Source organism: Amycolatopsis sp. cmx-11-12 (genome assembly GCF_046269425.1).
GTDB lineage: Bacteria > Actinomycetota > Actinomycetes > Mycobacteriales > Pseudonocardiaceae > Amycolatopsis.
Map to the genome: position 1 here is coordinate 40,502 of NZ_JADNQM010000006.1, position 26,390 is coordinate 66,891.

Sequence of the window (26,390 nt, forward strand, 5' to 3'; positions counted from 1 at the left end):
CAGAAGTACATGAAGGCCCCCTTCCTGTACCTAGGCGCAAGGAAGGGGGCCTTCATGTACTTGGAGCTAGGCGGGCACCCGCGAGAGTGCCGCGCCGGAGGCAGCGGCCGCCGGAACCGGAGGTGGCACCGGAAGCGGCAGCGGCGCGCATTCGACGTCGGCCGTCCGCCCCGGTTTGCGGTCGGGCAGCGCACCGGTCGCCAGGTAGTCGGCGATCCGGTTGTCGACGCACGCGTTACCGCGCGGGGTGATGGCGTGGCTCGTACCGCCCGGCTCACCGATCAGGCGAGCGCCGGGGAACCGGCTACGGACCTCGAGACTGCCTTCGTACGGCGTCGCCGCGTCGAGCGTCTCGCCGATCATCAGCACACTCGGCACCTTCTTGCCGTCGACCTTGACCGGCTTGCCGGGCTTCGCGGGCCAGTACAGGCAAGGTCCGTTGTACCAAGCGTTCTGCCAGGTGAAGTACGGCGCCTTCTGGTAGGTCCGCCAGTTGTCGTGCTTCCACTGCTGCCAGCTCTGCGGCCACTTCACATCCGTGCACTGGACGGCGAGGTAGACGGCGTAACCGTTGTCGTCGCCGCGGCCGCCGAAGCCCTCGAAGAGCCCCTTCATCGTCTGCCAGTCACCCTTGTTGACGAATTTCGCCAGTGCGTCACCGAGCAGCGTCCAGCGCAGCTGGTAGTACGAAGCCTGCTGGAAGACGTCGAGGAACTCGTCCGGCCCGATGTAGCCGCCCGCCGGCACCGCGGCCAGCTTCTTCAGCTGCTCGTCGAAGACCCGCTTCACCGCGGCCTGGGTCTTGCCGAGGTGGTAGACGTCGTCGTGCGACGCGACCCAGCCGAACCAGATGTTGAGGTTGACGTCGTACGCCAGATCCTGGTTCAGGTTCGCCTGGTACCAGACGTTGCGGGGGTCCACAGTGGAATCGAGGACCATCCGGCGGACGTGCTGCGGGAACAGCGTCCCGTAGACCTGGCCGAGGTAGGTGCCGTAGGAGTACCCGTAGAAGTTCAGCTTCTCCGCGCCGAGCGCCTTGCGGATGCTGTCCATGTCCTGGACGGTGTCGGTCGTCTTGATGTTGTCGAGCAGCGCGCGGCTGTTGTTCTTCGCGCACGCGTCGGCGTAGGACTTCGAGCGCTCCAGCCAGGTCCTCTCCAGCTGCCGCGTCGTCGGCACGTAGTTCGGCCGGTTGTAGTCCATGTAGTTCGGGATGCACGAAAGCGCGGGCTTGCTGGAGCCGACGCCGCGCGGGTCGAAGCCGACCCAGTCGTAGGCGTCGCCGGCGTGGTTCGGCACGCGCGTCCCGCGGGTCGCGAGCAGCAGTCCGGAGCCGCCGGGGCCACCGGGGTTGGTGAGCATGACGCCCTGGTACTGCGCTTCCGGCGTCTTGTGCTTGACACGGCTGATGGCGAGCTGGATCTTCTCGCCGCGTGGCCGCGAGTAATCCAGCGGCACGGACAGGAAGCCGCATTCGGCGCCCGCGGTGACGAGCGCCGGGTCGGTGCACGCCCCCCAGGTGATCGTCTCGGCGGGTCGCGCCGTTTCTTCCGCACCGGCCGGTGCGGTCACCGCGACCGAGGCGAGTGCGGCCACGGCCAGCGCGGTGATGAGAACACGTCTCACGGTTTCTCCCTTTCCCTCCAAAGGTGAAGCCCCGAAACCCTATCCGCGGTCGTGACCTGGGGAAGTCTTCCGGCGAAGGTCCCTACCAACGGCGGGTCCCGATCGCGGCAAACCGGGCAACCGGTTAATCGGTTGGGAGGCTTCGACCGGCGCGCTAGGCTTTCCCGTCACGGATCCAGACAGGACATCATGCAGAAGCACATCGCGATGATCGGCTGCACCGCGCCGAGTCACATCTACCCGTCACTGGCCGTCATCCGTGAGCTGGTCGCTCGCGGGCACCGGGTCAGCTACGTCGTGGGCGAGCCGCTCACCGGGCTGATCGAACCGACCGGGGCCGAGGTCGTGTCGCATCCGTCGATCCTCCCGCTCGGCGACCAGTCGGCGTGGCCCGAGGACCCGGGCTCGCAGATGCGGGTCTTCCTCGACGAGGGCATCCAGGTGATGCCGGTGCTGACCGATTTCTATGACGACAACCGCCCGGACCTGCTGCTGTACGACATCGGCGGGCTGCCGGCGCCCCTGCTCGGCAGGCGCTATGGCGTTCCGGCGGTACAGCTGTCCCCGACGTACGTCGCCTGGGACGGTTACGAAGAAGACCTGCGCGACATCCTCGACTCGCTTCGCGGCTCACCGTCCGGAAAGGACTATTTCGTCACTTTCACCCGGTGGCTGAAGGAAAACGGGATCGAGGCCGACGCCTGGGACTGGATCTCCCACCCGGAGCACGTTCTCGCGCTGCTGCCGAGGGCGATGCAGCCCAACGTCGAGCGGGTTCCGTCGTCGGTCCGGTTCGTCGGCCCGGCGCTGGATCCCGAACGGCTGGCCGACCGGAGCTGGACCCCGCCGTCGAGCGGCAAGAAAGTCCTGCTGATGTCGCTCGGCACGGCGTTCACCGACCAGATCGACCTGTTCCGCGCGTGCGTGGACGGGTTCCGCGACTCCGACTGGCACGTGGTCATCTCGATCGGGCAGACCGACCCGGCCGACCTCGGGCCGCTTCCGGAGCACATCGAAGTGCACCCGTTCGTCCCGCAACTGGCGGTGCTGGAGGCCGCGTCGGCGTTCATCACGCACGCCGGTATGGGCGGCAGCACGGAATCGCTGTGGTACGGCGTGCCGACCGTCGCGATCCCGCTGGCCACCGACGGCTTCGGCAACGCGGCGAAACTGGCGGAACTGGGCGTCGGTGAAGAACTCGCGGCTTCGGACGTGACGGCGTCCGTGCTGCGGGCCGCGGTCGAGCGGGTGGCCGGGTCGCCCTCGGTGGCGGCTCGCCTCGCCGAAGTCCGGGCCGAGACGCGCGGGAACGGCGGGATCGACCGGGCCGCGGACGCCGTGGAGTCCTTCCTGAAGTAGCACCAGCTGTTATGAACGGACCTTTCATAACAAATTTTGTTATGAAAGGTCCGTTCATAACACGCGCGTGTCAGGTCGCCCGGATCTCGTTCAGGTAGTTGTAGATCGTGTACCGGGTGACGTCGAGTTCCCCGGCGAGGTGGTCCACCGAGTCCTTGATGAGGAAGAACCCCGCCTCGTCCAGTTCCCGGACCACGGCCGCCTTGTGCCGCTTCTTCATCAGGTCCACCGGGATCCCGGCCTTCGTCACCGCGCGCCCGATCAGGAACCGTTGCAGGCTGTCGACGTCCGGCGGGAACGTCTCGGGTTCGTGCCCGTTGGCCTTCGGCGCGCCGTCCGTCAGCCGGTTGACGCACAGGCAGCCGATCGCGACCCCGTCGGCGTCCCGCAGGAACAGCGTCGAGGACCGGATCGCGCGGCCGTCGGGGCCGTGGGTCTCGTAGTTCGTCAGGTCCTGGGTGGTGCCGCGGCGGACCAGGCCCAGCAGCAGATCGGTCATCGGGCCGCCGACCGTCCGGCCGGTGAGGTCACCCGCGATGGCGACGATCGAGTCCGGCAGCCTGCTCAGGTCGTGCAGCAGGACTTCGTTGCCCGGCCCCAGCATCGCCGCGAGCGCGTGCACCGCCGGGACGAGCGCGGTGAGCAAGTCCCCCGACGCCTGCCCGGCGACCGGAACGGGCGCTCCCACCACACCGACCGGTTTCGTCAAGCGTTCCAAAGCCGACCGCACCAGCTCCGCCGTGCTCGCCGGAGTCGACGCGTGCGGGGACAGCCGGACGTGTTCCGGCCGCACGGTCGCGGCGATCCCGGCGTTCGCCAGCGCGGAACCCACCTGCTCGGCGGCGTGGCCGGGCAGGGTGAAGGCGAGGATCCCGGCCCGTCGCTCGACGGCCGAAACCACCTCTCCCCCAACAGATTTCACGACTTCTTCGAGTTCACCGACACGTTCGGCGATCCGCCCGGCGATGGCCTCGACGCCCGCCTCTTCGACCAGTTCCAGAGCGGCCGCGAACGCGCCCGAGGTGATCGGGCTCAGGTTCGAGATCGACCACGCGGCCGCGGTGTCGTCGGCCGGATGGATCTCGTCGTCGAACAATCCCGGGTCGCGGGCGCCGGTCCAGCCGGACAGGATCGGTTCCATCCGCTCCAGCGCGCGATCGGACAGCACGGCGAATCCGGTGCCCCAGCCCGCCCGCAGCCACTTCTGGCCGCCGACGACGAGGACGTCCGCGACCTCCCACGGCGCCTCGGTCACCCCGAAGCCCTGGATCCCGTCGACGACGAGCAGCCTGTCCCCCACCACCTCGCGGATCGCCGCCAGATCGGCGCGGTACCCGGTGCGGAAGTCGACGGCGCTCACGCTGACCAGCGACGTCTCCGGGGTCAGCGCCGCTTTGACCGCGTCCACGGTGACGTTCCCCAGCGGCAGCCGCCGCACGGTCAGCCGCCCCGCCTGTTCGGCCCGCGCCCACGGGTAGGTGTTGGCCGGGAACTCCGACGCCGAGACCAGCGCCTCGCCGCCCGGAGCGTTGAACGCGGCCTGGAACAACCCGAGACTGGTGTGCGGCAACAACACCGTGTGATCGGTGTCGCTGCCGGAAAGCCGCGCGGCGGCGGCTTTGGCCCGGGTCTCCTGCCGCATCAGGTCGTCCACAGTGGACGGACCGGCCTTGGTGGACTGGTCCAGCAGGCTCGCCGTCGTGTCGAGCACGGCGTGCGACGGCGGGCCGAACCGGGCGAAGTCGAGGTACCCGGCGGGTTCGCCGAACTGCAACAGGTACCGCGGCGAGATCCGCGTCATGCGAGGACCCGAGCCAGGAACTGCTTGGTCCGATCGTGCTTCGGGGCGCTCAGGATCTCCCCCGGCGGCCCGGTTTCGACGACCGCGCCGTCGGCCATGAACACCACCTCGTCCGCCGCCTCGGCCGCGAACCCCATCTCGTGCGTCACCACGACCATCGTCATCCCCTCCGCGGCCAACGTACCCATCACCGCCAGCACCTCGCCCACGAGTTCCGGGTCGAGCGCCGACGTCGGCTCGTCGAACAGCATCAGCTTCGGTTTCATCGCCAGCGACCGGGCGATCGCGACCCGCTGCTGCTGCCCGCCCGACAGCTGCGCCGGGTAGGCGTCGGCGCGGTGCACGAGACCGACCCGATCGAGCAGATCGAGCGCCTGTACGCGTGCTTCCTCCGCCTGGACGCCGAGCACCCGCACCGGCCCCTCGACGACGTTCTGCAGCGCCGTCCGGTGACCGAACAGGTTGAACCGCTGGAACACCATGCCGATGTCGCGCCGCTGGCGGGCGACCTCGCGTTCCTTCAGTTCGTACAGTTTGCCGTCGCGCAGCCGGAAGCCGATCGGCTCGCCGTCGACCCAGACCTGCCCGGCGTCGATCGTCTCCAAATGGTTGATACAGCGCAGGAACGTGCTCTTCCCCGCGCCCGACGGGCCGAGCAGGCAGACCACCTGTCCTTTATGGACTTCGAGGTCGATCCCGCTCAGCACTTCGGTGTGACCGTAGCTCTTGCGGACGCCGACGGCTTTGAGCAGCGGCTCAGACACGTTCACTCCTCACCAGCGGCGCGGTGCGCAAGGCCTTGGCGGCGCGGGAGAACGGGCCACGCGCCCGCTCCTCCGAATCGAAGGCGCGCTCCAGATAGTGCTGCCCGACACCGGCGACGGTCACCACGACCATGTACCAGACCGCGGCGGCCAGCAGGGTCTCCATCACCAGCAGGTTGTTCGACGAGATGTTGTTGGCGGCGTGGATCAGTTCGGTCACGCCGATCACCGACGCCATCGACGTACCCTTGAGCATGTTGATGAAGTCGTTGCCGGTCGGCGGGATGATCACCCGCATCGCCTGCGGCAGCACCACCCGTCGCAACGTCGCACCCGGCGACATCCCGATCGACTTCGCCGCCTCCGTCTGTCCACTGTCGACACTGTTCAGCCCGGCGCGGACGATCTCCGCCATGTACGCGCTTTCGTTGAGCGCCAAGCCGAGCAGCGCCGCGGTGAACGCGGTGATCAGCACGTTGGTCTGCTCGTGCAGCAGGTAGCCGCCGAACGGCAGCGGGATCGAGACGAATTCGAAGACCAGCGCCAGGTTGTACCAGATCAGGATCTGCAACAGCACCGGAAGCCCGCGGAACAGCCAGATGTAGCCCGCCGCGAACCAGCGCGCCACCGGATTCGCCGACCGGCGCATCAGGGCGATCACGATCCCGATGACGATCGCCGAACCCTGCGCGATCACCGCGAGCAGCACGGTGTTGAGCAGGCCGACCGCCATCACGCGATACCACAGGAATTCCGGCACGGAATCCCATTGGATCTGGGCGTTCCCGAGCGCGATCCCGAGCAGGACCAGCAGCACGAGGATGACGACGGCGCTGACCCAGCGGCCCCAGTGCTTCAGCCGGACGATCGGCAGCGGCTCAGTAGTTGACCGCGCAGGGGTTGACCGCTCAGCTTCCGCCATTGAGCTTCGCCTCCTTGACCGCGCCCTGCTCGACGCCCCAAGCCTGGAGGATCTTGCCGTAGGAGCCGTCGGCGATCAGGGACTGCAACGCCTTCTGGACGGACTCGGCCAGCGGCTTGTTCTCCTTGTTGACGCCGATCCCGTACGGCCCGCCGTTGATCGGCTCGCCAGGGACGACCTCGAAGAACTTGCCCTCACCCGCGGTCCGCGAGATGTAGACCGCACTGGGCAGGTCGTTGAGGATGGCGGCGACCCGGCCGGTGCGGAGCTGGTTCTGATTCTGGGTGTCGCTGTCGGTCGCGGTCACGGTCAGCGCCGGCTTGCCGCCCTGCGTGCATTTGCCGTTCTGTTCTTCGGCGAACTTCTGGTGGCTCGTGCCCTGGACGACCGCGACGTTCTTGCCGCACAACGTGTCCGGGCCGGCGATCTGGTCCGGGTTGCCCTTGCGGACCATGATCGTGATACCGGAAGCGAAGTAGTCGACGAAGTCGATCTGCGCCTGGCGGGTCTTGGTGTCGTTCATCGCGGCCATCGTGAGGTCGACGCGGCCGGACTGGAGACTCGTGATCAGCGAACCGAACGCCATGTCCTGGTGGTGCACGGTGACGCCCAGCTTCTTGCCGAGGGCCTTGGCGAGGTCGACCTCGTAGCCGATCGGGGTCTTGCCGTCGGCGGCGTAGAAGTTGTTGGGCGCGGACTGCAGGTTCGACGCCAGGTGCAGCATCCCGGCCTGCGCGTATTTCGCGGGCAGGGTGACGGCTGCGTCCTTCTGGACGGCCTCGATCAACGCGGTCGTGTCCGGGATCGCGGCGGGTGCCCCCGAGGCCGCGGGTTCCTGGCCGCCCGCCCCGTCGGGCCCACCTCCGCAGGCCGCGGTGACGAGCGCGGCCAGGCCGGTGAGCACGGCCAGGCGCCAGGTTCGGTTCAGGGTGAGCGGCGTCGACGGCATGACGGACCTCCACAGGCTTCGGATGGTCGCCGACGCTACAACTGGCTGTTGAAGAGGTCAACTGACAGTTGAAATCCTGTCCGGTGGATGTCCGTTTCGCGCGTGAAGGCCCCCTTCCCGCGGTTGAACCGCGGGAAGGGGGCCTTCACGGGAGATCAGACAGCGATGTAGTTCCCCGAGAGGATGAGCAGGACCTGCAGGGTGATGCCGGTGCCGTAGTAGTCCTTGGCGTTCGGCGACCACGTCGTGATCGAGGTCCACAGCTTGTCGAGCCAGGCCTGGCTGCCCGGGTCGTTCATCGCCGCGATGGCGAACGACGCGGTGAAGCAGGGGTGCTGACCCGTCTGCCCCGGGATCTTGGCACCCGACAACAGGTAGCCGGTGGTGATCTTGGCCGGGTCGCCGCCGGTGTTCTGCTGGATCCAGGTGTTCATCTTCCGGACCTGGCCCTGCGCCGGGCTCCCCGACACGGTGATGCCGTCGACCCCGAGGCGCCACGGGTCGCGGCAGGCGTTGTAGCTGTACTTGTCGTCCTTGCCCTCGAGCAAGTCGAAGGGGGCGGGCTTCGGCGTGGAGTTGGTGTTGACGACGAAGTCCGGGATCAGCCCGGTCTTCGGCGCGTACTGCTGCTGAAGCTGGGTGACGGCCTTCTCCTGCCGGGTCCGGACCTGGCCCCAGAACGAGTCCCCGGTGGCCTTCTCGAACGCGCGGAGGTGACCCGGCATCCAGTCCGAGGATCGGGAGCTGTAGAGGTACTTGCCGCTGTCGGCCCAGTCGGCCAGCCGCATGAACTTGGTGGTGGGGTGCACTTCGCTGCGCTTGATCGCCTTGATGATCCGCAGCGCCTCGGCCTTGTAGTTCACCGAACCGCCGCTGCCCCAGACCTTGTCGGCGAGGAGCAGGCCGTAGGCGATTTCGAGGTCCCCGTCGGTCGCCGAGTCGGTGCCGTTGACGCTCTTGCAGCTGGCGTCCTGCTCGGCGGCGTGCAGGTCCTTGTCGATCGACGAAGGGTGCGCCTTCACGAACTTGAGGATGCCGTCGAAGACGGTCCGGGCTTGCGAGTCCTTGGTCCCCATCATCGCCGCGATGGTCATGCCGTAGCCCTGGCCCTCGGCGACGAAGGCGTGGTCGGCGTCCGGTGCCTTGACCGCGTAGGTGCCCGTCCCGCACTTGGTGGTGAGGAAGTTCTTCTTCCAGTAGTCGTAGTACTTGGCGAGTGCCGCGTCCTGCGTCTCCTGTGACACCGACGGGCGCAGAACGCCTGGCAGGTATGGGGTTCCTTGAGTGGTGGCCGCGGTGGCGGGGGCGGTCGTGGCGACCAGCCCGGCGGTCAGCGCGGCCGCGGCCAGCACTGTCCGAACGGTCTTTCTCATGGCTCCTCCGGAAACATCGTTGGTGGCGGCGGCGCGTTTCGAGAGTGACATCCGGATCGGCCAAAAACAAGAGAGTTAAGAAAGTTTCCTTACTATTACCTCAAATGACGCTTGCGTGAACGTGCCTTAACGTGAGCGCATGACGATCGACTTGAGCGCGCGCGGCGAGACCTTCCGGGAATTCTGGACCGAGCGGCATCTCGCCACCCTGACCACCGTCCGCCCCGACGGGACTCCTCATGTCGTCGCCGTCGGGGTCACGGTGGACTTCGAGACCGGGATCGCCCGCGTGATCACGTTCCGCTCGTCCAAAAAGGCCCGCATGATCAAGGAAGCGGACGAACAGGGCATTCCGGTCGCCGCCTGCCAGATCGACGGACCGCGCTGGTCCACTTTGGAGGGACGCGCGGTGCTGCGCGAGGATCCGGAGTCGGTCCGCGACGCCGAGAACCGCTACGCCGCGCGCTACCGGCAGCCCAAGCCGAACCCGGAGCGCGTGGTCATCGAGATCACCGTGACCCGCGTACTCGGCAACGCCTAACGGGCGAGCCGGTCGCGGCGAGGATGAGCGCGCTGACGGCGAGGGGCGGCAGCGCCCAGAACGCCGCGGTGACGTAGCCGTTCCGGGTGGGCAGCAGTCCGCCGTTCGGAGTGGTGGCGGCGAGCAGGAAGCCGGCGAGCGCGCTGCCGACGCTCATTCCCATGCTGCGGGCGATCTGGTTGATCGAGAGCACGCTGGCCGTTTCTTCTTGGGGCACACCGACGAGGACGAGCTTGGGCATCACCGCGAAGACGCCTCCGACGGCGAAACCGAGTAGCGCGATCGCGGCGAGGACGGCGAGCAAGGACTGGTTACCGGCGACGAACAGCAGGGCACCGGCGGCGGCGATCACGGCCGAAAGCGTGTACGTCCACCGTTCGGTGACGCGTGAGATGAGGCGTGGCACCGACTTTCCCGCGACGAACCCGAGCAGCGAGAACGGGATCAGGGCCGCGCCGGCGGCGATACCGGGAAGCGCGAAGCCGTAGTGGGCACCGTCGGGGGTCTGCACGTAGCGGGTGAACAGGCTGAACAGCAGGTACAAGCCCGCCCCGGCGATGAGGATCGCCACGTTCGCGCGCAGGATGGGACCTTGGCCGAGCAGCCGAAGATTCACCAACGGCGTCGTGGTGCGCAGTTCGATGAACGCCCACACGGCCAAGAGCGCGGCAACACCAGTGAGAGCGCCGACAGCCGACCAAGGCGCCGCCCAGATCGCGGGTTCGGCGATGACGAGGAGGAGCCCGAGGGTTCCGGCGGCGAGGAGCAGCGCACCGGTGACGTCGATCCGGGGTCGCTCCCCTGGCGCCTCGACGGGCAAGGTCCGCCAGGCGATGGCCAGCGCGACCGCGGAGAGGACGAGCCCGAGTCCATACGCGGCGCGGAGTCCGGCGAGCTGGTCGATGAGGCTGATCACCGGATAGCCGACTCCGATGCCGACAGTCGACGCGACCGACAACGCGGCGATCGTCGACGTCGAACGCTCCGGTGGCAGGTGGGCGCGAGCGACACTCATCAGCAGCGCCCCGACCGCGACCGCGAGCCCTTGCAGTCCGCGGCCGATCACCAGTGCCGCGAACGGGAGCGGAAGAACCGTCAGCAGTCCCCCGGCCGTGACCAGGGCCAAAGTGGCCAGAATGGTGACGCGGCGGTACGGGCCGCCGCCGAGCCTGCCCAGCACCGGGCCCGCGATCGCACCGGTGAACAGGGTCACCGTCAGCGTCCACTGCGCGGCGTCGAGGGACACGTGCATCCCGGTGGCGACCGGGGTGATGAGGGGTGCGCCGACACTGCCGATCACCGCGCCCGCCAACGCCGTGCAGATCAGCGCGGTACTCAGGCGTCCGGCGTCGGCGCTCACCGGTTCGTCTCGGTGGTGACGTGCGAGAACAGGCCCGGCTGGATCCGGGTGCGGACCCCCTCGGCCCAGACCGCGTCGACCTCCCCGACGTCCAGTGCGGCACCGGCGTTGAGCAGCATCCCGTAGGCGAGGAACGTCTTCACGGTCACCGGTTCGAGCCCGGTGCCGTCCTCGGCCGTACCCCACATCCGGGCGAAACACTCCCGCACCGCGTCCCGCACCTCCGGGTCGCCAGACGCGGCGAAACCCTGAAGCTGCAACAACAACCCGGTCCGGTCGGCCAGCAGGTCGAAGTACTGAGCACCCATCGCGGAGAGCGCGTCCAGGCCGGTCTTCCCTTCGCCCGCGTCCCGCATCCCGCCGCTGACCCGCTCGAACGCCGCCCGGACCAGCTCCAGGAACAGGGCCTTCTTCGTGCCGAACATCCGGAAGACGTACGCCTGCGTGATCCCCGCCTGCCTCGCGATCTTCTCCGTGGACGCCCCGTGCAGGCCGTGTTCCGCGAACTCGGTCGCCGCGATGGCCAGCACCTGGGCACGTCGTTCGGTTCCACTCATCCGTTGGGCCATACCTGCCAAGTTACCAGTTACTAACCACTAACAAGCAAGGTGGCCGCGAAGGCCTCCAGCCGCTGTAAGTACCAAGAACACCTTGGCCGCGAGTCAAGCCACGAACAGGCTGAGCAGTCCTTCCACCGAACGCACGATCACCCGCGCGGCGGCGCGTTCGGCGTGCGCGGCGTCGGCCCGTTCCGCCTCGTGCCGCCATCCGGCGAGCGCGCTCTCGGCGCTCGCGTGGATCTCGGCCGGGTCGGCGTCGGGTTCGAGGCCGAGCCGTTCGGTGGGCGCGAGTCCCTGCGCGCCGAGCAACCGGGCGGCCTCCTCGGCGATCTCCCCGGACAACGCCGTACGGCCACCGCGGACGTCGGCGATGAGCCGCAACTCCCGGAAATCGTGTGCGGCGGCGGCGAACCGCTCCACGCGCGCGGCCAGCCGGTCACCGTGGCGGACCGGTTCGGCGGCGAGCAGGGCTTCCAGCCGCAACACCGCCGTGCGTGCCTTCAAAGCTTCGGCCCTGGCGACGAAGCATCCCGCGAGCGTGTCCCGCAGGTCGCCGAGACCGCTGCGGTGCACGAGTTCCGCCGAAAGCTTCAGCCTGCTCTCGCAGCCGGTGCGGATCAGGGTGATCGCCAGCCGGACGCCGTAGAGCCCGAACCGCGCCACCAGATGTTTCCTCGACTCCGGCGGGATCCGCACCGGGAACGGATCGTCCACAAAGGAATCTACGGACAGGAGATATCGCTCCAGATCCTGCCGGGAGACCGACGCCAGCGCGCGCAGCACCTCGAACTCGTCGTCCCGCAATGCCCGGCCCGCGTATCCCAGTTGCCCGGCGACCGCGATGACGCCTTGGAATCCCGCGCAATTCGGGTCCTCGCGCCAAGCCCGTCGCGCCAGCTGTTTCGCGGTGAGCAAGGCATCGATCCGGCCGGCGCCGACCTCGTCTGCCCGGCCGAGCACCAGCACCGAGTTCACCGCGCTCTGCCGCGCGAACGCGGAACCGCCCACCGGGCGGACACCGGCGAGTTCGTCGGGTTCGAGGTGACGCACCAGGCGCACCGTCGCGTCGACGTGTTCGGCAGGCGCCGGGGTGTCGAACAGCTCGAGTTCACGCAGTGCCCTCGTCGGCCATTCCGCCAGCGCGGAGACCAAAGTGGACTTCCCGGTCCCCGGTGTGCCGACGAAGCCGACCCGCAGCGGTTCTTCCAGTCGCTCCAGGCATTCCCGCAGCATCGCCACCGCGTGCGGACGGTCCCGGTAGAGCCCGGCGGCGTCACTCAGCAGTTCACGGACGTCCAGCGCCGTCACGCGGAGAGCTCCCGGACATCACGGGCGGTCACGCCTAAAGCTCCCGCCTTCCGATGCAGGGCGGCGAGCCGGTCGATCTCCTTCTTGACCCGTTGCGTGCGCCGGTCCCGTTCGGTGGATCCGGCGATGATCAGTTCCCGTTGGCGCGTCAGCTCTTCCGCGAGTTCGTCCGACAGCGCGGTGAAATGGTCGCGCAGCCGCCGCTGGACCTGGCGGATCTCGTCCTTGATCTCCTTGCTGAACCGGATGAACACGTCGTCGACGTGGCGCTGCGCCGCGGCCTTCGCCAGTGCCTGACGCCGCTGAAGCCGCATCCCGCCTTCGTCGCGCACGCTCTTGGTGGCGAACGCGACACCGGCGCCGAGGGACACCGGGTTGATCAGCGGCAGCCCGGCGAGACTGGTGACCAGTCCGAACATCAGCACGCCGCCGTAGGAACCACGCAACCCGGTGAAGAGTTTCTGCCCGATCTTGAACCGCTCGATCTTGGGGGCGCCGACTTCGGGGATCGAGTCCACTCCGGACCCGGTCAGCGGCAGATCCGGGGCCTGGCCGTACCGCGCGCCGAAACCGGTGGCGACCGCGTGCGCGATCCACGTCGACCGGTCGGACACCCAGTTGTAGTTCGTTTCGACGGCCTCGGCGAGGTTCTCTTCCAGCCAGGTCTGGAAATCCGGCCAGATCTGCACCGGGTCGCCTTCGTCGAAGGTGCGGTCGATATGCCGCACGATCACCCTGGTCCGCTCACGCAGGTCGTATTCGGCGTCGGAGACCAGGTCGGTGATCTCGTCCGACAGCATGTTCTGCCAGCGGACGTTCTGCCGCCGCAAGTCCTCGGAGCGCCGTTGCGCCTGGTGCAGCAGGGTGACCTGGTCGATCCCGCTGTCCTGCGAGAAGGCGTCGAGCCGCGTCTGCAACGTCTCGACCAATTCGACCGCCGCCGCGCGGACGCTCACCGCGGCGGCGAGCGCCCGGGTGTGTTCGATCGGGCGCGCGGCCTGTTCTCCTACCCAGTTCAGGAGTTCCGGATAACCGGACCGTCCATTGAGGTCGGCGTCACCGGCCTTCGCGGCGGCTTGGCGCACCGTCGCGGACACGGGGAAGACGTCGGCGACGACGCCGGTCCGCGAAAGCGCGGCGCGGTTGCGGGCGGCGAGTTCCCGCCAGTCCGGGCTGACGTCGATCTTGGTCAGCGCCAGTACCAAGGCCGGGCACCAGGTCCGGATGTGCCGGGCCAGCGCGAGTTCGGCAGGCTGGAGTTCCTGTGTCGCGTCGGAGACGAGGATCACCGCGTGCGCGTCGGCGAGGACGTCGAGGGTGGCCGCCGTCCGCGGCGAGCGGGGATCCCCGATGGCCGGGGTGTCCACCAGTACCAGTCCCGTGCCGAGAAGTTCGCGCGGCAGGCCGACCTCGACCCGGCGCAGCGAACCGGGCGGCCGGACCTCGAGTTCCTTGGCGAGGTCGCCGACCGGCACGCGTTCACGGGCGTGCCCGACCAGTGTGGCGGCGGGATCGTGGGCGTAGCCGATCTCGGTGGGGACGGCGGGCGTACTCGCGTCCCCGACCGCGCAGACCGGGGCGTTCAGCAGCGCGTTGAGCAGGTATCCCTTGCCCTGCTTGGGAAAACCGACCACCGCGATCCGGGTGCCCGGAACCTGCTGGTCCCGTCTCCGCCGGAGGCGTTCGGCCAGGTCGGCGCGACCGTGGGCGGCACAGGCGTCCAAGGTCTCGTTGAGCACGTCGAGCCAGGCGGGGGCTGTCACGGGGATGCAGTGTTCCCTTAACCAAGCGCGGAATCAATGTGGCATAGGCCAACATCGGCGTGCGGGCCCCGCGACCTGGTGCGGTCGCGGGACCCTGGCACGAAAATGAAAAATGTTCAGCTCAGCCGATGTGGATGTCGTTGCCCGAGCCGATGTCACCGGCACCGATGTTGATGTCACCGATGTTGCCGACGTTGTGGCCGATGTTGTTGCCGACCTCGGAGACCACGTCGTGGACGTCGGAGACGCCTGCCTGGTTCGCGACGTGGGCGACGTCGTTGGCCACGTTGCCCGCGACATTGCCGGTCACGTCGCCGTGGTTGCCGAGGTTGTTCGCGATGTCACCGTTGGCGTAGTTGTTGGCGACCTCGTGCACCTTGGTGGTGACGTCGGCGACGCCGGTCTGGCCGATGACGCTGGTCAGGTCGCCGACCTGCGACAGGAAGTCGGGGGCACCGCCCGCGACACCGTCGACGCGGGGCAGGTCGCTGCCCAGGTCGCCGACGGCCGGAACCGAGTCCACGGCCGGAACCGGAACGGCGTCCACGGCGGGGACGTCGTGGGCGAGGTCGGTCGCGGTGTCGACGGCACCGTTGGCGAGGTCACCGGCCTGGCCGAGGGACGCGGCGTCGAGGCCGTGCGAAAGGTCGTCGGTCAGGCCGAAGCTGCCGACGGTGTTCTGCGCGAGGGCGGTCACGCCGGCGGCGGCGTTCGACACGTCGGAGACGGCCGGGACGGCGGGCAGGCCCGCGTCCGGCAGGGCCGGGACACCCGGGAGACCGGCGTCGGGAAGGCCCGGCAGGGTCGGGAGGCCGGGGAGACCAGGGAGACCGGGGTCGGGGAGACCCGGCAGGGTGCCGGGGACGTCGACCGGCAGGCCCGCGGTCAGCGCGGTGAGCTGGTCGATCGCGCCCTGGACACCGTCGGCGCACTCGCCGTCGGTGCCGTTGACGACGTTCGCGACGCCGCCGAAGCCCGCCAGGTTGTCGGCGGTGGAGGCGGCGGTGCCGGAGATGTCGGTGGCGGTGTCGACCGGGACGAAGTCGAGTACCAGCGGGACGACCTCGTGCACGTCGGCGGCGTTGATGTCACCGAGGCCGGCGTCGGCGAGGACCTGCTGCGGGTCGTTGGCGAACGCCGCGCGGGCGGCGGTGTCGTTCAGCAGGTTCAGCGTGAAGTCGTGCAGGGTCTGGACGGAACCCATGGAAGGACTCTCCTGGTGGTCTAGGTCGGTGGGGCAAACGCAGCGGCGCCGACGGCACGGCTGATCGCAGGTCACCGAAGCTAGTGAAGGGGTACCTCCCAGCACATCGGGGATCACTCCTGGTCGTCGCTCACTCAGCCAATAGGGGATCGGTATGACATCGTTAGGGCGTTAGGGGCTTAACCGAGACGCACCCCGTTGGGTTTAATGCCAACCCTCACCCGGATGGGGCAAGCCGTTCGGGTGAGTGGCCCTAGATGGTCCTTAGGGGCTGGTCAAGCGAAGGAGGATGCGCGTTGCCCTACGTCCTCGGCATCGATATCGCCTCGACCCGCACCACCGCCGCCACCTGCGTGAACCAGGGTGACGGCTGGGGCGTGCCCGAGCCGTCGTGGCTCGGCGGGAGCGGCCCGTCGGCGGCGTCCGCGGTGTTCCTCGACGACGACGGCTACCTGCTCACCGGGGACGCCGCCGCCGAAGCGGGCCGGTCGGCGCCCGCTCGGCTGCTGACCGGGTTCCACGAGCGGATCGGCGACGACGTCCCGGTGATCGTCGGCGGCGAACGGTTCCCCGCCGAATCCCTCAGCGCCGTCCTCGTGGACGCCGCGGTGGATCAGGCGGCCGAGCGCTTCGGGGAGAAACCGCGGCACATCGTCATCACGCACCCCGTCGGCTGGGGCTCGTTCCGCCGCGACCTGCTGCGCCGGGCGCTGACCGAAGCCGGGTACCCCCGTGCCGCGCTGGTACCGGCGCCCATCGCCGCACTCCACGCGTATCTCGCCCCGCAAGGCGACGTCACCGCCGGGATCTGCGAATTCGGCCCGGACGGCGCGGTGGTCACGATCGCCACCGCCGGGATCAACGGCTGGCAGCCGGTCAAGACGGTGGAAGGCGTCGACCCCGGTGAGGCCGTCGGCAAGGTCTTCGAACTCGCGAACGGCGCGGGGATCCAGCCGACGACGTTGGCGGGCATCGTGTTCTGCGGCGAGGCCCCACCGGTTCCCGGCCGGATGCCGTGTCCCGTCTTCGCCTCCAGCGATCCCGTGCTGACGGTGGCGACCGGCGCGGCGAACATCGCCGCACGACGTGACGTTCCTCAACCCGGCGGCCCGCGTTCGAGCGCCTTGGCCGCGGTGGAAACCGTGGAAACCACCCTGCTCCCCCGGGTCGACGTGCCCGGAGAACTCACCGAGCGACCCGAACGGCCGCCGGTCGACATCACCCCGTTCCCCTTGCCAGAACGCACCGGGGCGGCGAAACTGCTCAGCCGTCGCAAGCCTCTCGTCGCCGGAGCCGCGGTCGTGGTGCTGGCCGCGACCACCCTGCTGCTCACCTTGACCACTCGTGAAGCCACCGCGGGCAAGGGTCCCGAAGCCCCTCCCACCACTTCGAGTTCCTGCGCGCCGCCCACCCCCGGCGCCGTTACACCCCCCGAAGGTCGCTGTTGAACGCACTGCTCGACAAGCCCGGCATCATCCATCCGGGTGCCCGGCGCCTGCTCGACGAGGTGACCACCGCCCCGGAACTCCCGGTGCGGGTCACCGTCGTCGCCCCCGGCGGGCACGGGAAGACCCATCTGCTCGGCCTGCTCGGGCGCCACTACGCGGGTGCCGGGGTCGAGGCCCTGCTGGTCGACGACGCCGACCAGCTCGGCGACGACGAGATCGCGAAGATCAAGGCACTGGCGGAAGAAACGACCACGCCCGTCGTACTGGCCTGCCGGGCGACGGCGCGGACCAAGGCGTTGCGCGCACTCGCCGACTCCTTCGGCAGATCGGTGTCGCTGGGCGCTTTCGGCGTCGACGACGTCCGGCGGCTCGTCGAATACGCCGGTGGCGACGCGGCCGCGGCCGAAGACGTCCACGCCAGAACCGGTGGCGTGCCGGGACTCGTGCTCCGCGCGGTCACCGGCAGGCTCGCGGACTTCCGCGGTGAGCTGGAACAGCTGGACGACGACGTGCACCGCTTCCTGATCGCGGCCGAAGCCGGTGCGGGCCGGAATCTCGATCTGCTGGCGGCGCTGCTCAACCGCGATCGCGAGGGCCTGCCCGAGATCTTCGACGGCGCCAGGGCGACCGGACTCCTCGGCGAGGACGACGTCCTGCTGCCGATCGCCGCCGAAGCCTTGCGCACCTGGGGTTCGCCGGGGCGGCGGCTGACGGTGCTGCAACGCCTGGTGGAACTCCAGTTGCGCGACGGGCTTCCGGTACTGGATCTCGCTCGTTCCCTGCTGGGGACGGGAAGTTCGGGCGCGAGCGCGGCGGCGGCCTTCGAGGCGGCCGCACGTGAGGCGATGCCGGACGACACGAAACTCGCGGCGCGGTTCTACGAAGCCGCGTCCGAGGCCGGTGGGCGCGGCGCGGCGCTCACCGTCGGCTGGGCTCATGCCGCGGCGCTGGCCGGGGACCTCGACACCGCGCTCCGGCTCGGTGACGGCATGCTCGGCAGCACGTCGGATACGGACGCCAGGGCCGCGGGCGCCGAGGTGGCCGCGACGGTGCTGGCGCATCGCGGCGAACTGGCGCACAGCGCGGAGCTGTACCAATGGTCCGGCCGGGCCGGTTCGAAGGCGTTCGCCGCGATCGCGTTGCTGGGCACCGGAAAGCTCGAAACCGCCCGCGGTGTGCTGGAGACCCCCGAAGTCCCGACGCTGTTCGCGGGTGCCGCCTCACGCATGGCGCGCGCCATCACCGATTCGGTGTCCGGCTGCGGCGCGGAAACCCTGTCGGCCCTGCTGGGCGCGGCGTCGATGCTGGAATCGGCGGAGGCCACGGCGCCGCTTCCGGACAGCCCGGCGGCCCTCGCGGCCTTGGTGGGCCTGCATTCCGGCGAACTCGCACTGGCCGAGTCGGTGCTGAGCCGCGCGGTGAGCGGGCGGATCGGCGGCGACCTGCTCGCGAAACGGCACCGGCTGCTGCTCGGCTGGGTCGCGATGACCGCGGGCGACCTCAAGACGGCCGCCGAGGCCCTGATGCCACCAGAGGGTCTCGAAGCCCGCGACGAACTTTTCGCCGCCACCCTTCAACTGGGCCTGGCGCGACGGTCGAGCGACCTTCCCGGGCTTCAACGGTCCTGGGACCGGGCGTACCAGGCTTCGATGCGGCAGCAGCCGGACCTGTATTCGTTGCTGCCGCTGGGAGAACTCGCGATCGCGGCCGCACGGGGCGGCGCGAGCGCCAAACTGGCCGGACAGCTGGAGCGGGCGCACACGGTGCTCGACGCGCTCGGCAACCCTCCACTGTGGACAGCCACGCTGCGCTGGCACGAACTGCACGCCGCCATCACCGTCGAAAATCACGCGTTGGCAGGTGAACATCTGGCCGCGCTGAACGACTTCGCCTCCTGCGGACGGTATCCTGCGGCGCTCGCCTCCGCCGCGACAGGCTGGCTCGCGGTCCTGACCGGGACCTTCGACCCCGAGGCGATCACCGCGTCCGCGTCGGAACTGCACGAACTCGGGCTCTGCTGGGACGCTTCCCGGCTGGCCGGGCAGGCGGCGATCCGGACCTCGGACCGCAAGGCGATGGTCCAGCTGCTCGAAGCCGCCAGGCAGTTCCAGGGCCGCGCTCCGGAACCCGTCGCGGCCACCGGGCTGAACGCTTTGAGCGAACGGGAACTGGAGGTCGCGCGGCTCGTCGTCGACGGGCTGACGTACAAGCAGGCCGGGAGCAAGCTGTTCATCTCGGGGAAGACCGTGGAGCACCATATGGCCCGGATCCGGGGGAAACTCGGGGCCAGTGACCGGCGTGAGTTGCTGGCGATGTTGCGGGAAATACTTCCGGCCGCCGAAGCGGACACGCGAATCCGCTGAGCGCGCCCGTCCGTACATCGGTGCCGCACTCGCGTGCTCGGAGCCGTATCTCGCGAGTTCGGCGAACATCGGACTCGGGACATTAGAGCCGGTCGGCTCAGTCCCGCGGGTGGCGGGACTTCCGGGCGAGGTGGAAGAGCCCGGCGGCGACCAGAGCAGTGACCAGTCCGATCACCAGCAAGAACCACCCGATTCCCTGGCCACTGGAGGCGACGATGCTGATGCCCGCTACCACCGACATGACGGCCATCACCGCCGATGTCGTTGCCCTCCAGGTGTAGGGCGACCGGCTGTCGAAGTCCTTGGACGCGTCGGCTTTCATGGCCCTCTACTACCCGGAAAGGGTTTCCATGAATCCCGGGGGATGCGTTCACTCCACTTCGCCGAGCAGTGGTTCGGCGTGCTGGGCTCTTGAAAAAAGTCTGAGCGGAGTTGTCGGATCGGGCCAGTGGCGTTCGTAGCAGGGGTGAGGCCGCCCGCGAGGGGCGGCGCCCAAGCGAAGGAACCGCGATCATGAACGAGCTGTTCGCCGGGCGCCCGCGGTATGCGACGGCCTGAACGACCCCGTTGTCTTGACACCACAGGAGATGATCTGCCGATGAAGTACCTGGTTTCCGTGATCGACGACAAGAGCAATCCTGGCAGCACGGACAGGCAGCCCGCCATCAGCGAGTTCAACGAACGACTGATCGCCGACGGCCACTGGGTTTTCGCGGGCGGGCTCGCGGACACCGACACGGCCACGGTCATCGACAACCGGGGCGAGCGGGCGGTGTTCACCGACGGGCCGTTCGTGGAGTCGAAGGAATACCTGGCCGGCGTCTGGGTGTGGGAGGCCCCCGATCTGGACGTGGCGCTCAAACTCGCCACCGAGGCGTCGAAGATCTGCGATCGGAAGATCGAGGTGCGGCCGTTCCGGTGAACGACGTCGACAAGGCGATCGCCCGGGTCCACCACGAGGAGTGGGCCCGGGTGGTCTCCGCGCTGACCAGGCGCTTCGGTGACCTCGACATCGCCGAGGAGGCGGCCGCCGAGGCGTTCGCGGCCGCCGTCGAGCGGTGGCCGTCCGACGGCGTGCCCCCCAACCCCGGCGCCTGGCTGACCACCGCCGCCAACCGCAAGGCCATCGACCGGATCCGGCGTGAGAACAAACGCGACGACAAGGAGAAGGAGGCTCGGATGGTGTACGACGACGACCCGCACGAGCCTCTCGGCGCCATCGACGACGACAGGCTCCGGTTGATCTTCACCTGCTGTCACCCTGCGCTGGCGATGCAAGCCCGCGTGGCGCTGACCCTGCGCATGCTCGGCGGGCTGACGGTGCCCGAGATCGCCCGCGCCTTCCTGGTGCGGGAAACCACGTTGGAGCAACGAATCACCCGCGCTAAGGGCAAGATCAAGGCGGCCCGCATCCCCTATCGCGTGCCGACCGCGGAGGATCTGCCGTCGCGGGTCTCCGGGGTACTCGCCGTCCTCTTCCTCGTCTTCAACGAGGGCTACCTGGCGACCGGCCCCGGCACCGACCCGGTCCGTCACGACCTGACCGCCGAGGCGATCCGGCTCACCCGCCTGATCCGCGGCCTCCTGCCGGACGACGGTGAGGTGGCCGGGCTGCTGGCGCTGATGCTGCTCATCGAGGCCCGCCGCACCGCCCGGGTCTCGGCAAACGGCGAGCTGGTCACTCTCGACGAGCAGGATCGCGGGGCCTGGGACAAGGCGCTGATCGCCGAAGGCCACCGGCTGGTGCGTGAGCGTCTCGCCGCCGGGGTCGCTCCGGGCGGCTACCAGATCATGGCCGCGATCAACGCCGTGCACACCTCCGCCCGCGACGTACGCGACACTGACTGGTCACAGATCGTCGCCCTCTACGACCAGCTCGTCCGCCTCGATCCCTCGCCGATCGTCGCCCTCAACCGGGCCATCGCGGTCGCCGAACTCGACGGCCCGGAGGTGGCGCTGGCCATCGTCGACAGCCTCGCCGAAGCACTGGACGGCTATCACGCCTTTCACGCCACCCGCGCCGACCTGCTGCGCCGACTGGGCCGGAGTCAGCAGTCGCGCGCGGCGTACGACAAAGCCATCGAGCTGGCGGGCAACACCGCCGAGACCGCCTACCTGACCCGTCGCCGCGACCAACTGTCGTCGGCCTGAGCGGACGTCAGCCGCCCGGCCCGCAACGTCCCGATGTGGTGGGAACGGTCGATCAAGTGCGCGATGTCCGCGAAGGCGTCGGCGACGGATCCGACATAGGCGCCCGACCGCCGGCCGTGACGCGATGGTGCGGACCGAGACACGCGATGGCCAGACCTCACCAACGCTGTCCACTGGTTGGTGGACGACACTCCGTGGGACTTGGTGGATCCGGCCACGTCAATCGGGACGATCCTTCGCGACGGCCATGAGGCTGACGTGGTTCGAGAGGTGTGGCCGCGGTCGTTGCCGTGTCGGCTCGCCAAGGCGCCAGACGCGCTCACCTGCCTGGCACGGTGAATGCAACCTACGGCCTACCCCGCTGTCATTGACCAGTCGCTCGAAGTGAGGCTTCATACTGCGAGCGACTGAAAACGAACGGCCCGAGCCCGCTCAGATCCCAGTCGCGGGAGTTGTTACGGAATCCCGACCAGGTCACCGTTTCTTCCGCCAGGTCGATTCTGGTCAGGAGAGCCCAGCAATCATTGATCCCGCAGGTGCAGCCCAACAGCATGGTTTCGCCGTCATCCCCGCCATGAGGCAGCTCCAGCGGCTCACCGAGAAAGTGGCGACTCGGCCAATTGAACTTCGTTGAAAGAGACGCGTAATCTCCCGCGAGTTCCTGTGCGAACTTGCCGGGCGGGTAGTCCGGAAAATCACCGGCACGTTCGGCCTCCTCGGCTTCCGCATACGGAAGCTCCAGCTCGCGGACAAGCTGGACCAGCGGAACACCGTCCACGACGATGCCCACCGGCGACGGTGTGCCCGGCGTCGCGGAAACGGAACGCCGGAACACCCGGAACTCGATGGTGTTCATCTTTTCAACAGTAGCGAATCCTTGGCGATCAACCGTTCCCGGATCTGCCCGGACTGTGCGACCTCGGCGAGAGCGGCGGTGTGGCTGGCTTCTCGAACAGCGGAGCCAGATCGAGGTCGTGCCGGAATTCAGCGCTTCAGTCGGGCGCGAGGATTTCAGCCAGCCGAAGGGTGTCTTCGAGGTAGCGCTCGTAAGGAAAACCAGCCGCGACGAGCCCCGCACGGAACTCGTCGTAGAGCGGCTTTCCGGCGGCGTGGAAGGCTTTCCGGCCGGACTCGGTGAGACGGACCAGCCGCCGCCGCGCGTGCTCGGGGTCGACAGTGATCCGCACCAGGCCGTCCGCTTCGAGCGGCCGCAGCGCCCGGCTGATCGCCGGGTCGGATATCGAGAGCGCCTGCGCGAGCCGGTGCTGCGTCGCCGGTTCGATCTCCTCAAGCGTGCCGAGAAGGCGTATCTGGCTATAGGTCAAACCGTCGGGGTCATCGGCACGCCGCCGGGCAGCTTCGCCCATCAGCATGACCACGCGGTGTAGCAGGTCTGCGAGTCCGTCGTCCACCAGCTCACCATACCAGAGTGTTGACACGTTAATATTAACCAGGTAAGACTGGAGGCATGGACAACTTCGCTTACCTCGCCCAATCCGCCTTCCCGCTGGTCTGGATCGTGGTGCCTTCCATTGGAGCCTTCATCCGGGCCCGCCACGCCACGTCATCCGAAGAACGACTCGAGATCTGGCAGCGCTGGTGGGCCATCGGCGCCTTCGGCTGCGGCAGCCTGTGGATGACGGTCGCTTTCCTCGCCTTCCCGGACGTCATGGCCACGGCGATCGGCTTCGAGCGGACGCCCTTCATGTTCGAAATCGCCTTCGCCAACCTCGGCCTGGCCATCTTGGGCTTCCGGGCCGCCTCGGCGTCCGCACGCGAACGCATCACCATCGGCATCAGCGCCGGGATGTTCCTCTGGGGAGCCTTGATCGGCCACGTCTACCAATGGTTCGCCAACGGTGACCACGCCCCCGGCAACACCGGCGGAGTCCTCGTCACCGACCTCCTGATCCCGGCGGTCATGATCGTCCTGGCCGTGCGATCGCGGCGACTCGCGACCACCCCACGACCGGTCGCGGCGTGACGACCCCCACCGGCCCCGACGCGATCGGGCAGACGCGAGCGGCCGCCGCCGAGCGGCTCACCATCTTCGTCGACGCGGTGATCGCGATCGCGCTCACCCTGCTGGCCCTGGATCTCCCCATCCCTCAGGGCGACACCACCGACGCCATGCTGAGTTCGGTGTCGGCCCACGGCAAGGAATACATCGCCTTCGCGCTCAGCTTCGTGGTGATCGCCGCCCACTGGCGCGCCCACCACGAGATCTTCCCCTACGTCCGCTCGCTGAGCAGCCGCCTGATCAGCCTCACCCTCGTCTGGCTGTTCATGCAGGTCCTGATGCCGTTCGCGACGCGGGTGATCACCGCCGACGGCGCCTTCCCGCTCCGGTTCAGCCTGTACGCGATGGTGCAGGTCCTGGCGTCCGCGTCGTTCGCGCTGATCATCCGGGAGATCCGGCGCGAGCACCTGTACCGAACGGACGGCCCGCCCCGGGTGTTCGCCCAAAGCCTGACGCGCAGCATCTGCTTGGCCACGGTGTTCGGAGTATCCATTCCCGTCTCGTTCCTCACCGAGGACACCAGTGCGTACCTGTGCTGGCTCGCGGCGCCGATCGCACTCGCCATCGCCCGCCGAGTCCAGGACCGGAGGCCGTCCGATGCCTGACCTGGATCACCGCCCGCCGCGCTCATCCTTTTCGCGGGTAGACGCCCGATGGCGGGGCGCGTAGGAACGAAGGATGGCTCAGGAGAGGTCCAGACGAGTGTTCCTGTCCACGTCGGCCGCGCTCTCGGCGGTCGCCCTAACCGGGGTCCCGGCCGGTGCCGAACAGCTGGGTGATCGAGGGCCCGGCGGATCCCTTCCACCGCAACGACCCGACGCGGAACTGCGGGCGATTCTGCGGGAGATCGACGAGCATCGCATCGAGGCCACCGTGCGCAGGCTCGCCGCCTTCGGGACGCGGCACACGCTGTCCTCACAGACCGATCCGGTCCGGGGAATCGGCGCCGCCCGCGACTGGATCTTCGCGGAGATGCGGAAGTCCGCGGAAAGGTCGGGCGGCTGGATGAAGGTCGAGTTGCAGTCGTACGTGCAGCCGCCCACCCCGCCCCGGATCCCGGTCGCCACCACGATCACCAACGTCGTCGCCACGCTGCGCGGATCGGCCACACCTGAACGGGTCTACGTCGTGTCGGGTCACTACGACTCGCGGTGTTCGGATCCCCTCGACGCGACCAAGGACGCGCCGGGCGCCGACGACGACGCCTCCGGAGTGGCCGTCGCGATGGAACTCGCCCGCGTCCTCGCCACTCGCCGCCCGGCCGCGACCATCGTGCTCGCGGCTGTCGCGGGCGAAGAACAGGGTCTGTTCGGCGCGCGGCATCTGGCCACGCTCTACAAGGCGGCGGGCACGAACGTGCAGGCGATGTTCACCAACGACATCGTCGGGTCGAGCCGGGCGGACGACGGGACGCGGGATCCACGCACGATCCGGTTGTTCGCCGAGGGCGTGCCGACGTCGGAAACCCCGGCGCAGGCCGAAATCCGGCGCGCGGTCGGTGGCGAGAACGATTCGCCGTCCCGCCAATTGGCGCGGTTCGTGCGGTCGGTCGCGGAGAACGACTCGACCGGCATGTCCGTGCGGGTGATCTACCGGCGCGACCGGTACCTCCGAGGTGGCGACCACATCCCGTTCCTGGAGCAGGGGTATCCGGCGGCGCGGTTCACCGAACCGCACGAGGACTACGCGCACCAGCACCAGGACGTCCGGGTGGAGAACGGCAAGCAGTTCGGCGACCTGCCGGAGTTCTGTGACTTCCCGTTCATCACCAGGGTCGCGCGGGTGAACGCGGCCACGCTGTGGTCGCTGGCGACCGCGCCCGGCACCCCCGAGGACGTCCGCATCCGGACGAACCAGCTGACGAACGACACGGATCTGGTGTGGCGGCGTGGAACCGACCCGGATCTCGCTGGCTACGAGGTCGTCTGGCGGGAGACGACGGAGGCCGAATGGACACGCTCGATCGGGGTCGGCGACAAGACCGAGGCTAAGGTGGATCTGTCGAAGGACAACGTGTTCTTCGGCGTTCGCGCGGTCGGGAAGAACGGTCGCCGTTCCCCGGTCGCGTTTCCGACACCCTTGAGCTGATGCCTGATGACGATCACGCCCGACGATCTCGACGCGGCGGTGGCGAGTGTGGTGAGCGGCCTGGACAAGGCGTCGAGCCGTGACTGGTCGTCAGCGCCGGGCACCGGTGAGCTGAACGCTTGGCGGACGGCCGAGCACCTCGGTGACTGCCTCATCTCCTACGCCGGACTGCTGATCGCCCGGCCGTCGACGCCGCGTTTCGTCTGCTTCGAATCCGTCGCCGACAAGGCGGCGACGCCCTCGGAGATGCTGGAGTTCATCACCGTCGGCACCGGCATCCTGGGCGCCACCCTGCGCACGGCGGCCCCGGATGTCCGCGCATGCCACCCGAGCGGCCGTGCCGACACCGAGGGCTTCGCTGGCATGGGCTGTGTCGAGGTCCTGGTGCACGGCGAAGACATGGCCAGGGGCCTCGACGTCACCCTCGATCCGCCCCGCGACGTCTGTTCTCGCGTCCTCGCACGGATGTTCTCGGACGTCGACGCCACCGACGTCGACCCCTGGACCGCGTTGCTGTGGGCGACCGACCGCACGGACCTTCCCGGGCGGCCTTCCCGCGCCGGCTGGCAATGGCGGGGCGCGCCGCTCGGCGACTAGAGCGCGTCTCCCAGATCGGTGTCGGGGTCGTGCTGGTGGCGGTGTCGCGTGATTAGCGGGACGACTAGCGTGACGGGACCAGCCCGGAACGGCCGTGTCGCGAAAGCCACTTTCGGGACGTCAGACGTCTCGAAAGTGGCTTTCGCGACACCCCCTGGATGGCGGCCGCGCTCAGCGCCTGAGTCCCGCTTCT

At 68.8% G+C, this 26,390-nt stretch carries 24 protein-coding genes; 10 read left to right on the plus strand and 14 right to left on the minus strand.

What is annotated here, in order from left to right:
• Positions 1-66: 66 nt before the first annotated feature.
• Positions 67-1,626 carry an alpha/beta hydrolase gene (locus ACLARN_RS10040; RefSeq protein ID WP_409491049.1) on the minus strand — a complete coding sequence of 520 codons (1,560 nt, stop codon included), beginning with the start codon at positions 1,624-1,626 and terminating at the stop codon, positions 67-69.
• 189 nt (positions 1,627-1,815) lie between these two features.
• Here ACLARN_RS10040 and ACLARN_RS10045 point away from each other — a divergent pair, with 189 nt between their 5' ends.
• A complete protein-coding gene (locus tag ACLARN_RS10045) occupies positions 1,816-2,985 on the plus strand; it encodes a macrolide family glycosyltransferase (RefSeq protein ID WP_409491050.1) in 1,170 nt (389 codons plus the stop codon).
• Between the two features lie 70 nt (positions 2,986-3,055).
• Here the strand turns inward: ACLARN_RS10045 and ACLARN_RS10050 are convergent, their stop codons facing one another.
• From ACLARN_RS10050 to ACLARN_RS10070, 5 genes are all read right to left on the minus strand, one after another.
• The gene (locus tag ACLARN_RS10050) at positions 3,056-4,786 is read right to left on the minus strand and encodes an aminotransferase class V-fold PLP-dependent enzyme (RefSeq protein ID WP_409491051.1); all 1,731 of its coding nucleotides are present in this window, start codon (positions 4,784-4,786) and stop codon (positions 3,056-3,058) included.
• Positions 4,783-5,550, minus strand: a complete 768-nt coding sequence (locus ACLARN_RS10055; RefSeq protein WP_409491052.1) for an amino acid ABC transporter ATP-binding protein — start codon at positions 5,548-5,550, stop codon at positions 4,783-4,785. Before ACLARN_RS10055 ends, ACLARN_RS10050 begins: the two co-directional genes overlap by 4 nt.
• Entirely contained in the window at positions 5,543-6,472 is a 930-nt protein-coding gene (locus ACLARN_RS10060; protein ID WP_409491053.1) for an amino acid ABC transporter permease, read from the minus strand. The genes ACLARN_RS10055 and ACLARN_RS10060 overlap by 8 nt, the downstream gene beginning before the upstream one ends.
• Entirely contained in the window at positions 6,459-7,421 is a 963-nt protein-coding gene (locus ACLARN_RS10065) for an ABC transporter substrate-binding protein (RefSeq protein WP_409491054.1), read from the minus strand. Before ACLARN_RS10065 ends, ACLARN_RS10060 begins: the two co-directional genes overlap by 14 nt.
• Positions 7,422-7,576: 155 nt before the next feature.
• Positions 7,577-8,794: a glycosyl hydrolase family 8 gene (locus ACLARN_RS10070; protein WP_409491055.1), complete on the minus strand. Its 1,218-nt coding sequence runs from the start codon at positions 8,792-8,794 to the stop codon at positions 7,577-7,579.
• Between the two features lie 139 nt (positions 8,795-8,933).
• Here ACLARN_RS10070 and ACLARN_RS10075 point away from each other — a divergent pair, with 139 nt between their 5' ends.
• Positions 8,934-9,335, plus strand: a complete 402-nt coding sequence (locus tag ACLARN_RS10075; protein ID WP_409491056.1) for a PPOX class F420-dependent oxidoreductase — start codon at positions 8,934-8,936, stop codon at positions 9,333-9,335.
• Here ACLARN_RS10075 and ACLARN_RS10080 read toward each other — a convergent pair.
• The 5 genes from ACLARN_RS10080 to ACLARN_RS10100 all read right to left on the minus strand — a co-directional run bounded on the left by ACLARN_RS10080 (position 9,304) and on the right by ACLARN_RS10100 (position 15,530).
• Positions 9,304-10,695: an MFS transporter gene (locus tag ACLARN_RS10080; RefSeq protein ID WP_409491057.1), complete on the minus strand. Its 1,392-nt coding sequence runs from the start codon at positions 10,693-10,695 to the stop codon at positions 9,304-9,306. The two genes, ACLARN_RS10075 and ACLARN_RS10080, sit on opposite strands and share 32 nt — an antisense overlap.
• Positions 10,692-11,252: a TetR/AcrR family transcriptional regulator gene (locus tag ACLARN_RS10085; protein WP_409491058.1), complete on the minus strand. Its 561-nt coding sequence runs from the start codon at positions 11,250-11,252 to the stop codon at positions 10,692-10,694. The genes ACLARN_RS10080 and ACLARN_RS10085 overlap by 4 nt, the downstream gene beginning before the upstream one ends.
• Positions 11,253-11,357: 105 nt before the next feature.
• Positions 11,358-12,563, minus strand: coding sequence for a GTPase (locus ACLARN_RS10090; RefSeq protein ID WP_409491059.1), 1,206 nt, complete (start codon positions 12,561-12,563; stop codon positions 11,358-11,360).
• On the minus strand, positions 12,560-14,326 hold the full coding sequence (locus ACLARN_RS10095; RefSeq protein WP_409491060.1) for a dynamin family protein: 1,767 nt from the start codon (positions 14,324-14,326) through the stop codon (positions 12,560-12,562). The genes ACLARN_RS10090 and ACLARN_RS10095 overlap by 4 nt, the downstream gene beginning before the upstream one ends.
• A 121-nt stretch (positions 14,327-14,447) precedes the next feature.
• A complete protein-coding gene (locus tag ACLARN_RS10100; RefSeq protein ID WP_409491061.1) occupies positions 14,448-15,530 on the minus strand; it encodes an IniB N-terminal domain-containing protein in 1,083 nt (360 codons plus the stop codon).
• Positions 15,531-15,826: 296 nt separating this feature from the next.
• On the opposite strand from ACLARN_RS10100, the gene ACLARN_RS10105 reads away from it, so the two are divergent.
• Positions 15,827-16,978 (plus strand): molecular chaperone DnaK, encoded by a 1,152-nt coding sequence (locus ACLARN_RS10105; protein WP_409491062.1) that lies wholly within the window; start codon positions 15,827-15,829, stop codon positions 16,976-16,978.
• Complete coding sequence (locus ACLARN_RS10110) at positions 16,975-19,341, plus strand: LuxR C-terminal-related transcriptional regulator (RefSeq protein ID WP_409491063.1); 2,367 nt, start codon at positions 16,975-16,977, stop codon at positions 19,339-19,341. The genes ACLARN_RS10105 and ACLARN_RS10110 overlap by 4 nt, the downstream gene beginning before the upstream one ends.
• Positions 19,342-19,438: 97 nt before the next feature.
• Here the strand turns inward: ACLARN_RS10110 and ACLARN_RS10115 are convergent, their stop codons facing one another.
• Positions 19,439-19,663 carry a hypothetical protein gene (locus tag ACLARN_RS10115; protein ID WP_409491064.1) on the minus strand — a complete coding sequence of 75 codons (225 nt, stop codon included), beginning with the start codon at positions 19,661-19,663 and terminating at the stop codon, positions 19,439-19,441.
• A gap of 276 nt (positions 19,664-19,939) precedes the next feature.
• On the opposite strand from ACLARN_RS10115, the gene ACLARN_RS10120 reads away from it, so the two are divergent.
• Together ACLARN_RS10120 and ACLARN_RS10125 are read left to right on the plus strand one after the other, a co-directional pair.
• Positions 19,940-20,263: a YciI family protein gene (locus ACLARN_RS10120; protein ID WP_409491065.1), complete on the plus strand. Its 324-nt coding sequence runs from the start codon at positions 19,940-19,942 to the stop codon at positions 20,261-20,263.
• On the plus strand, positions 20,260-21,492 hold the full coding sequence (locus ACLARN_RS10125; protein WP_409491066.1) for an RNA polymerase sigma factor: 1,233 nt from the start codon (positions 20,260-20,262) through the stop codon (positions 21,490-21,492). Before ACLARN_RS10120 ends, ACLARN_RS10125 begins: the two co-directional genes overlap by 4 nt.
• 364 nt (positions 21,493-21,856) lie before the next feature.
• Here ACLARN_RS10125 and ACLARN_RS10130 read toward each other — a convergent pair whose 3' ends face one another.
• Together ACLARN_RS10130 and ACLARN_RS10135 are read right to left on the minus strand one after the other, a co-directional pair.
• Entirely contained in the window at positions 21,857-22,348 is a 492-nt protein-coding gene (locus ACLARN_RS10130) for a hypothetical protein (RefSeq protein WP_409491067.1), read from the minus strand.
• Positions 22,349-22,484: 136 nt separating this feature from the next.
• Positions 22,485-22,904, minus strand: a complete 420-nt coding sequence (locus tag ACLARN_RS10135; RefSeq protein WP_409491068.1) for a MarR family winged helix-turn-helix transcriptional regulator — start codon at positions 22,902-22,904, stop codon at positions 22,485-22,487.
• Positions 22,905-22,960: 56 nt separating this feature from the next.
• On the opposite strand from ACLARN_RS10135, the gene ACLARN_RS10140 reads away from it, so the two are divergent.
• The 4 genes from ACLARN_RS10140 to ACLARN_RS10155 all read left to right on the plus strand — a co-directional run bounded on the left by ACLARN_RS10140 (position 22,961) and on the right by ACLARN_RS10155 (position 26,197).
• Entirely contained in the window at positions 22,961-23,476 is a 516-nt protein-coding gene (locus ACLARN_RS10140; RefSeq protein ID WP_409491069.1) for a DUF6790 family protein, read from the plus strand.
• Complete coding sequence (locus ACLARN_RS10145; protein ID WP_409491070.1) at positions 23,473-24,117, plus strand: TMEM175 family protein; 645 nt, start codon at positions 23,473-23,475, stop codon at positions 24,115-24,117. The genes ACLARN_RS10140 and ACLARN_RS10145 overlap by 4 nt, the downstream gene beginning before the upstream one ends.
• 73 nt (positions 24,118-24,190) lie before the next feature.
• A complete protein-coding gene (locus ACLARN_RS10150; protein ID WP_409491071.1) occupies positions 24,191-25,600 on the plus strand; it encodes a M20/M25/M40 family metallo-hydrolase in 1,410 nt (469 codons plus the stop codon).
• Positions 25,601-25,606: 6 nt separating this feature from the next.
• Positions 25,607-26,197, plus strand: coding sequence for a hypothetical protein (locus tag ACLARN_RS10155; protein WP_409491072.1), 591 nt, complete (start codon positions 25,607-25,609; stop codon positions 26,195-26,197).
• Positions 26,198-26,390: the final 193 nt, after the last annotated feature.

What these genes read in the sequence shown, in the direction of transcription:
- ACLARN_RS10045 (WP_409491050.1), top strand. Translation starts at nt 1,816, where the DNA reads ATGCAGAAGCACATCGCGATGATCGGCTGCACCGCGCCGAGTCACATC.
- ACLARN_RS10050 (WP_409491051.1), bottom strand. Translation starts at nt 4,786, where the DNA reads ATGACGCGGATCTCGCCGCGGTACCTGTTGCAGTTCGGCGAACCCGCC.
- ACLARN_RS10060 (WP_409491053.1), bottom strand. Translation starts at nt 6,472, where the DNA reads ATGGCGGAAGCTGAGCGGTCAACCCCTGCGCGGTCAACTACTGAGCCG.
- ACLARN_RS10065 (WP_409491054.1), bottom strand. Translation starts at nt 7,421, where the DNA reads ATGCCGTCGACGCCGCTCACCCTGAACCGAACCTGGCGCCTGGCCGTG.
- ACLARN_RS10070 (WP_409491055.1), bottom strand. Translation starts at nt 8,794, where the DNA reads ATGAGAAAGACCGTTCGGACAGTGCTGGCCGCGGCCGCGCTGACCGCC.
- ACLARN_RS10075 (WP_409491056.1), top strand. Translation starts at nt 8,934, where the DNA reads ATGACGATCGACTTGAGCGCGCGCGGCGAGACCTTCCGGGAATTCTGG.
- ACLARN_RS10085 (WP_409491058.1), bottom strand. Translation starts at nt 11,252, where the DNA reads ATGAGTGGAACCGAACGACGTGCCCAGGTGCTGGCCATCGCGGCGACC.
- ACLARN_RS10100 (WP_409491061.1), bottom strand. Translation starts at nt 15,530, where the DNA reads ATGGGTTCCGTCCAGACCCTGCACGACTTCACGCTGAACCTGCTGAAC.
- ACLARN_RS10115 (WP_409491064.1), bottom strand. Translation starts at nt 19,663, where the DNA reads ATGAAAGCCGACGCGTCCAAGGACTTCGACAGCCGGTCGCCCTACACC.
- ACLARN_RS10120 (WP_409491065.1), top strand. Translation starts at nt 19,940, where the DNA reads ATGAAGTACCTGGTTTCCGTGATCGACGACAAGAGCAATCCTGGCAGC.
- ACLARN_RS10130 (WP_409491067.1), bottom strand. Translation starts at nt 22,348, where the DNA reads ATGAACACCATCGAGTTCCGGGTGTTCCGGCGTTCCGTTTCCGCGACG.
- ACLARN_RS10140 (WP_409491069.1), top strand. Translation starts at nt 22,961, where the DNA reads ATGGACAACTTCGCTTACCTCGCCCAATCCGCCTTCCCGCTGGTCTGG.
- ACLARN_RS10150 (WP_409491071.1), top strand. Translation starts at nt 24,191, where the DNA reads ATGGCTCAGGAGAGGTCCAGACGAGTGTTCCTGTCCACGTCGGCCGCG.
- ACLARN_RS10155 (WP_409491072.1), top strand. Translation starts at nt 25,607, where the DNA reads ATGACGATCACGCCCGACGATCTCGACGCGGCGGTGGCGAGTGTGGTG.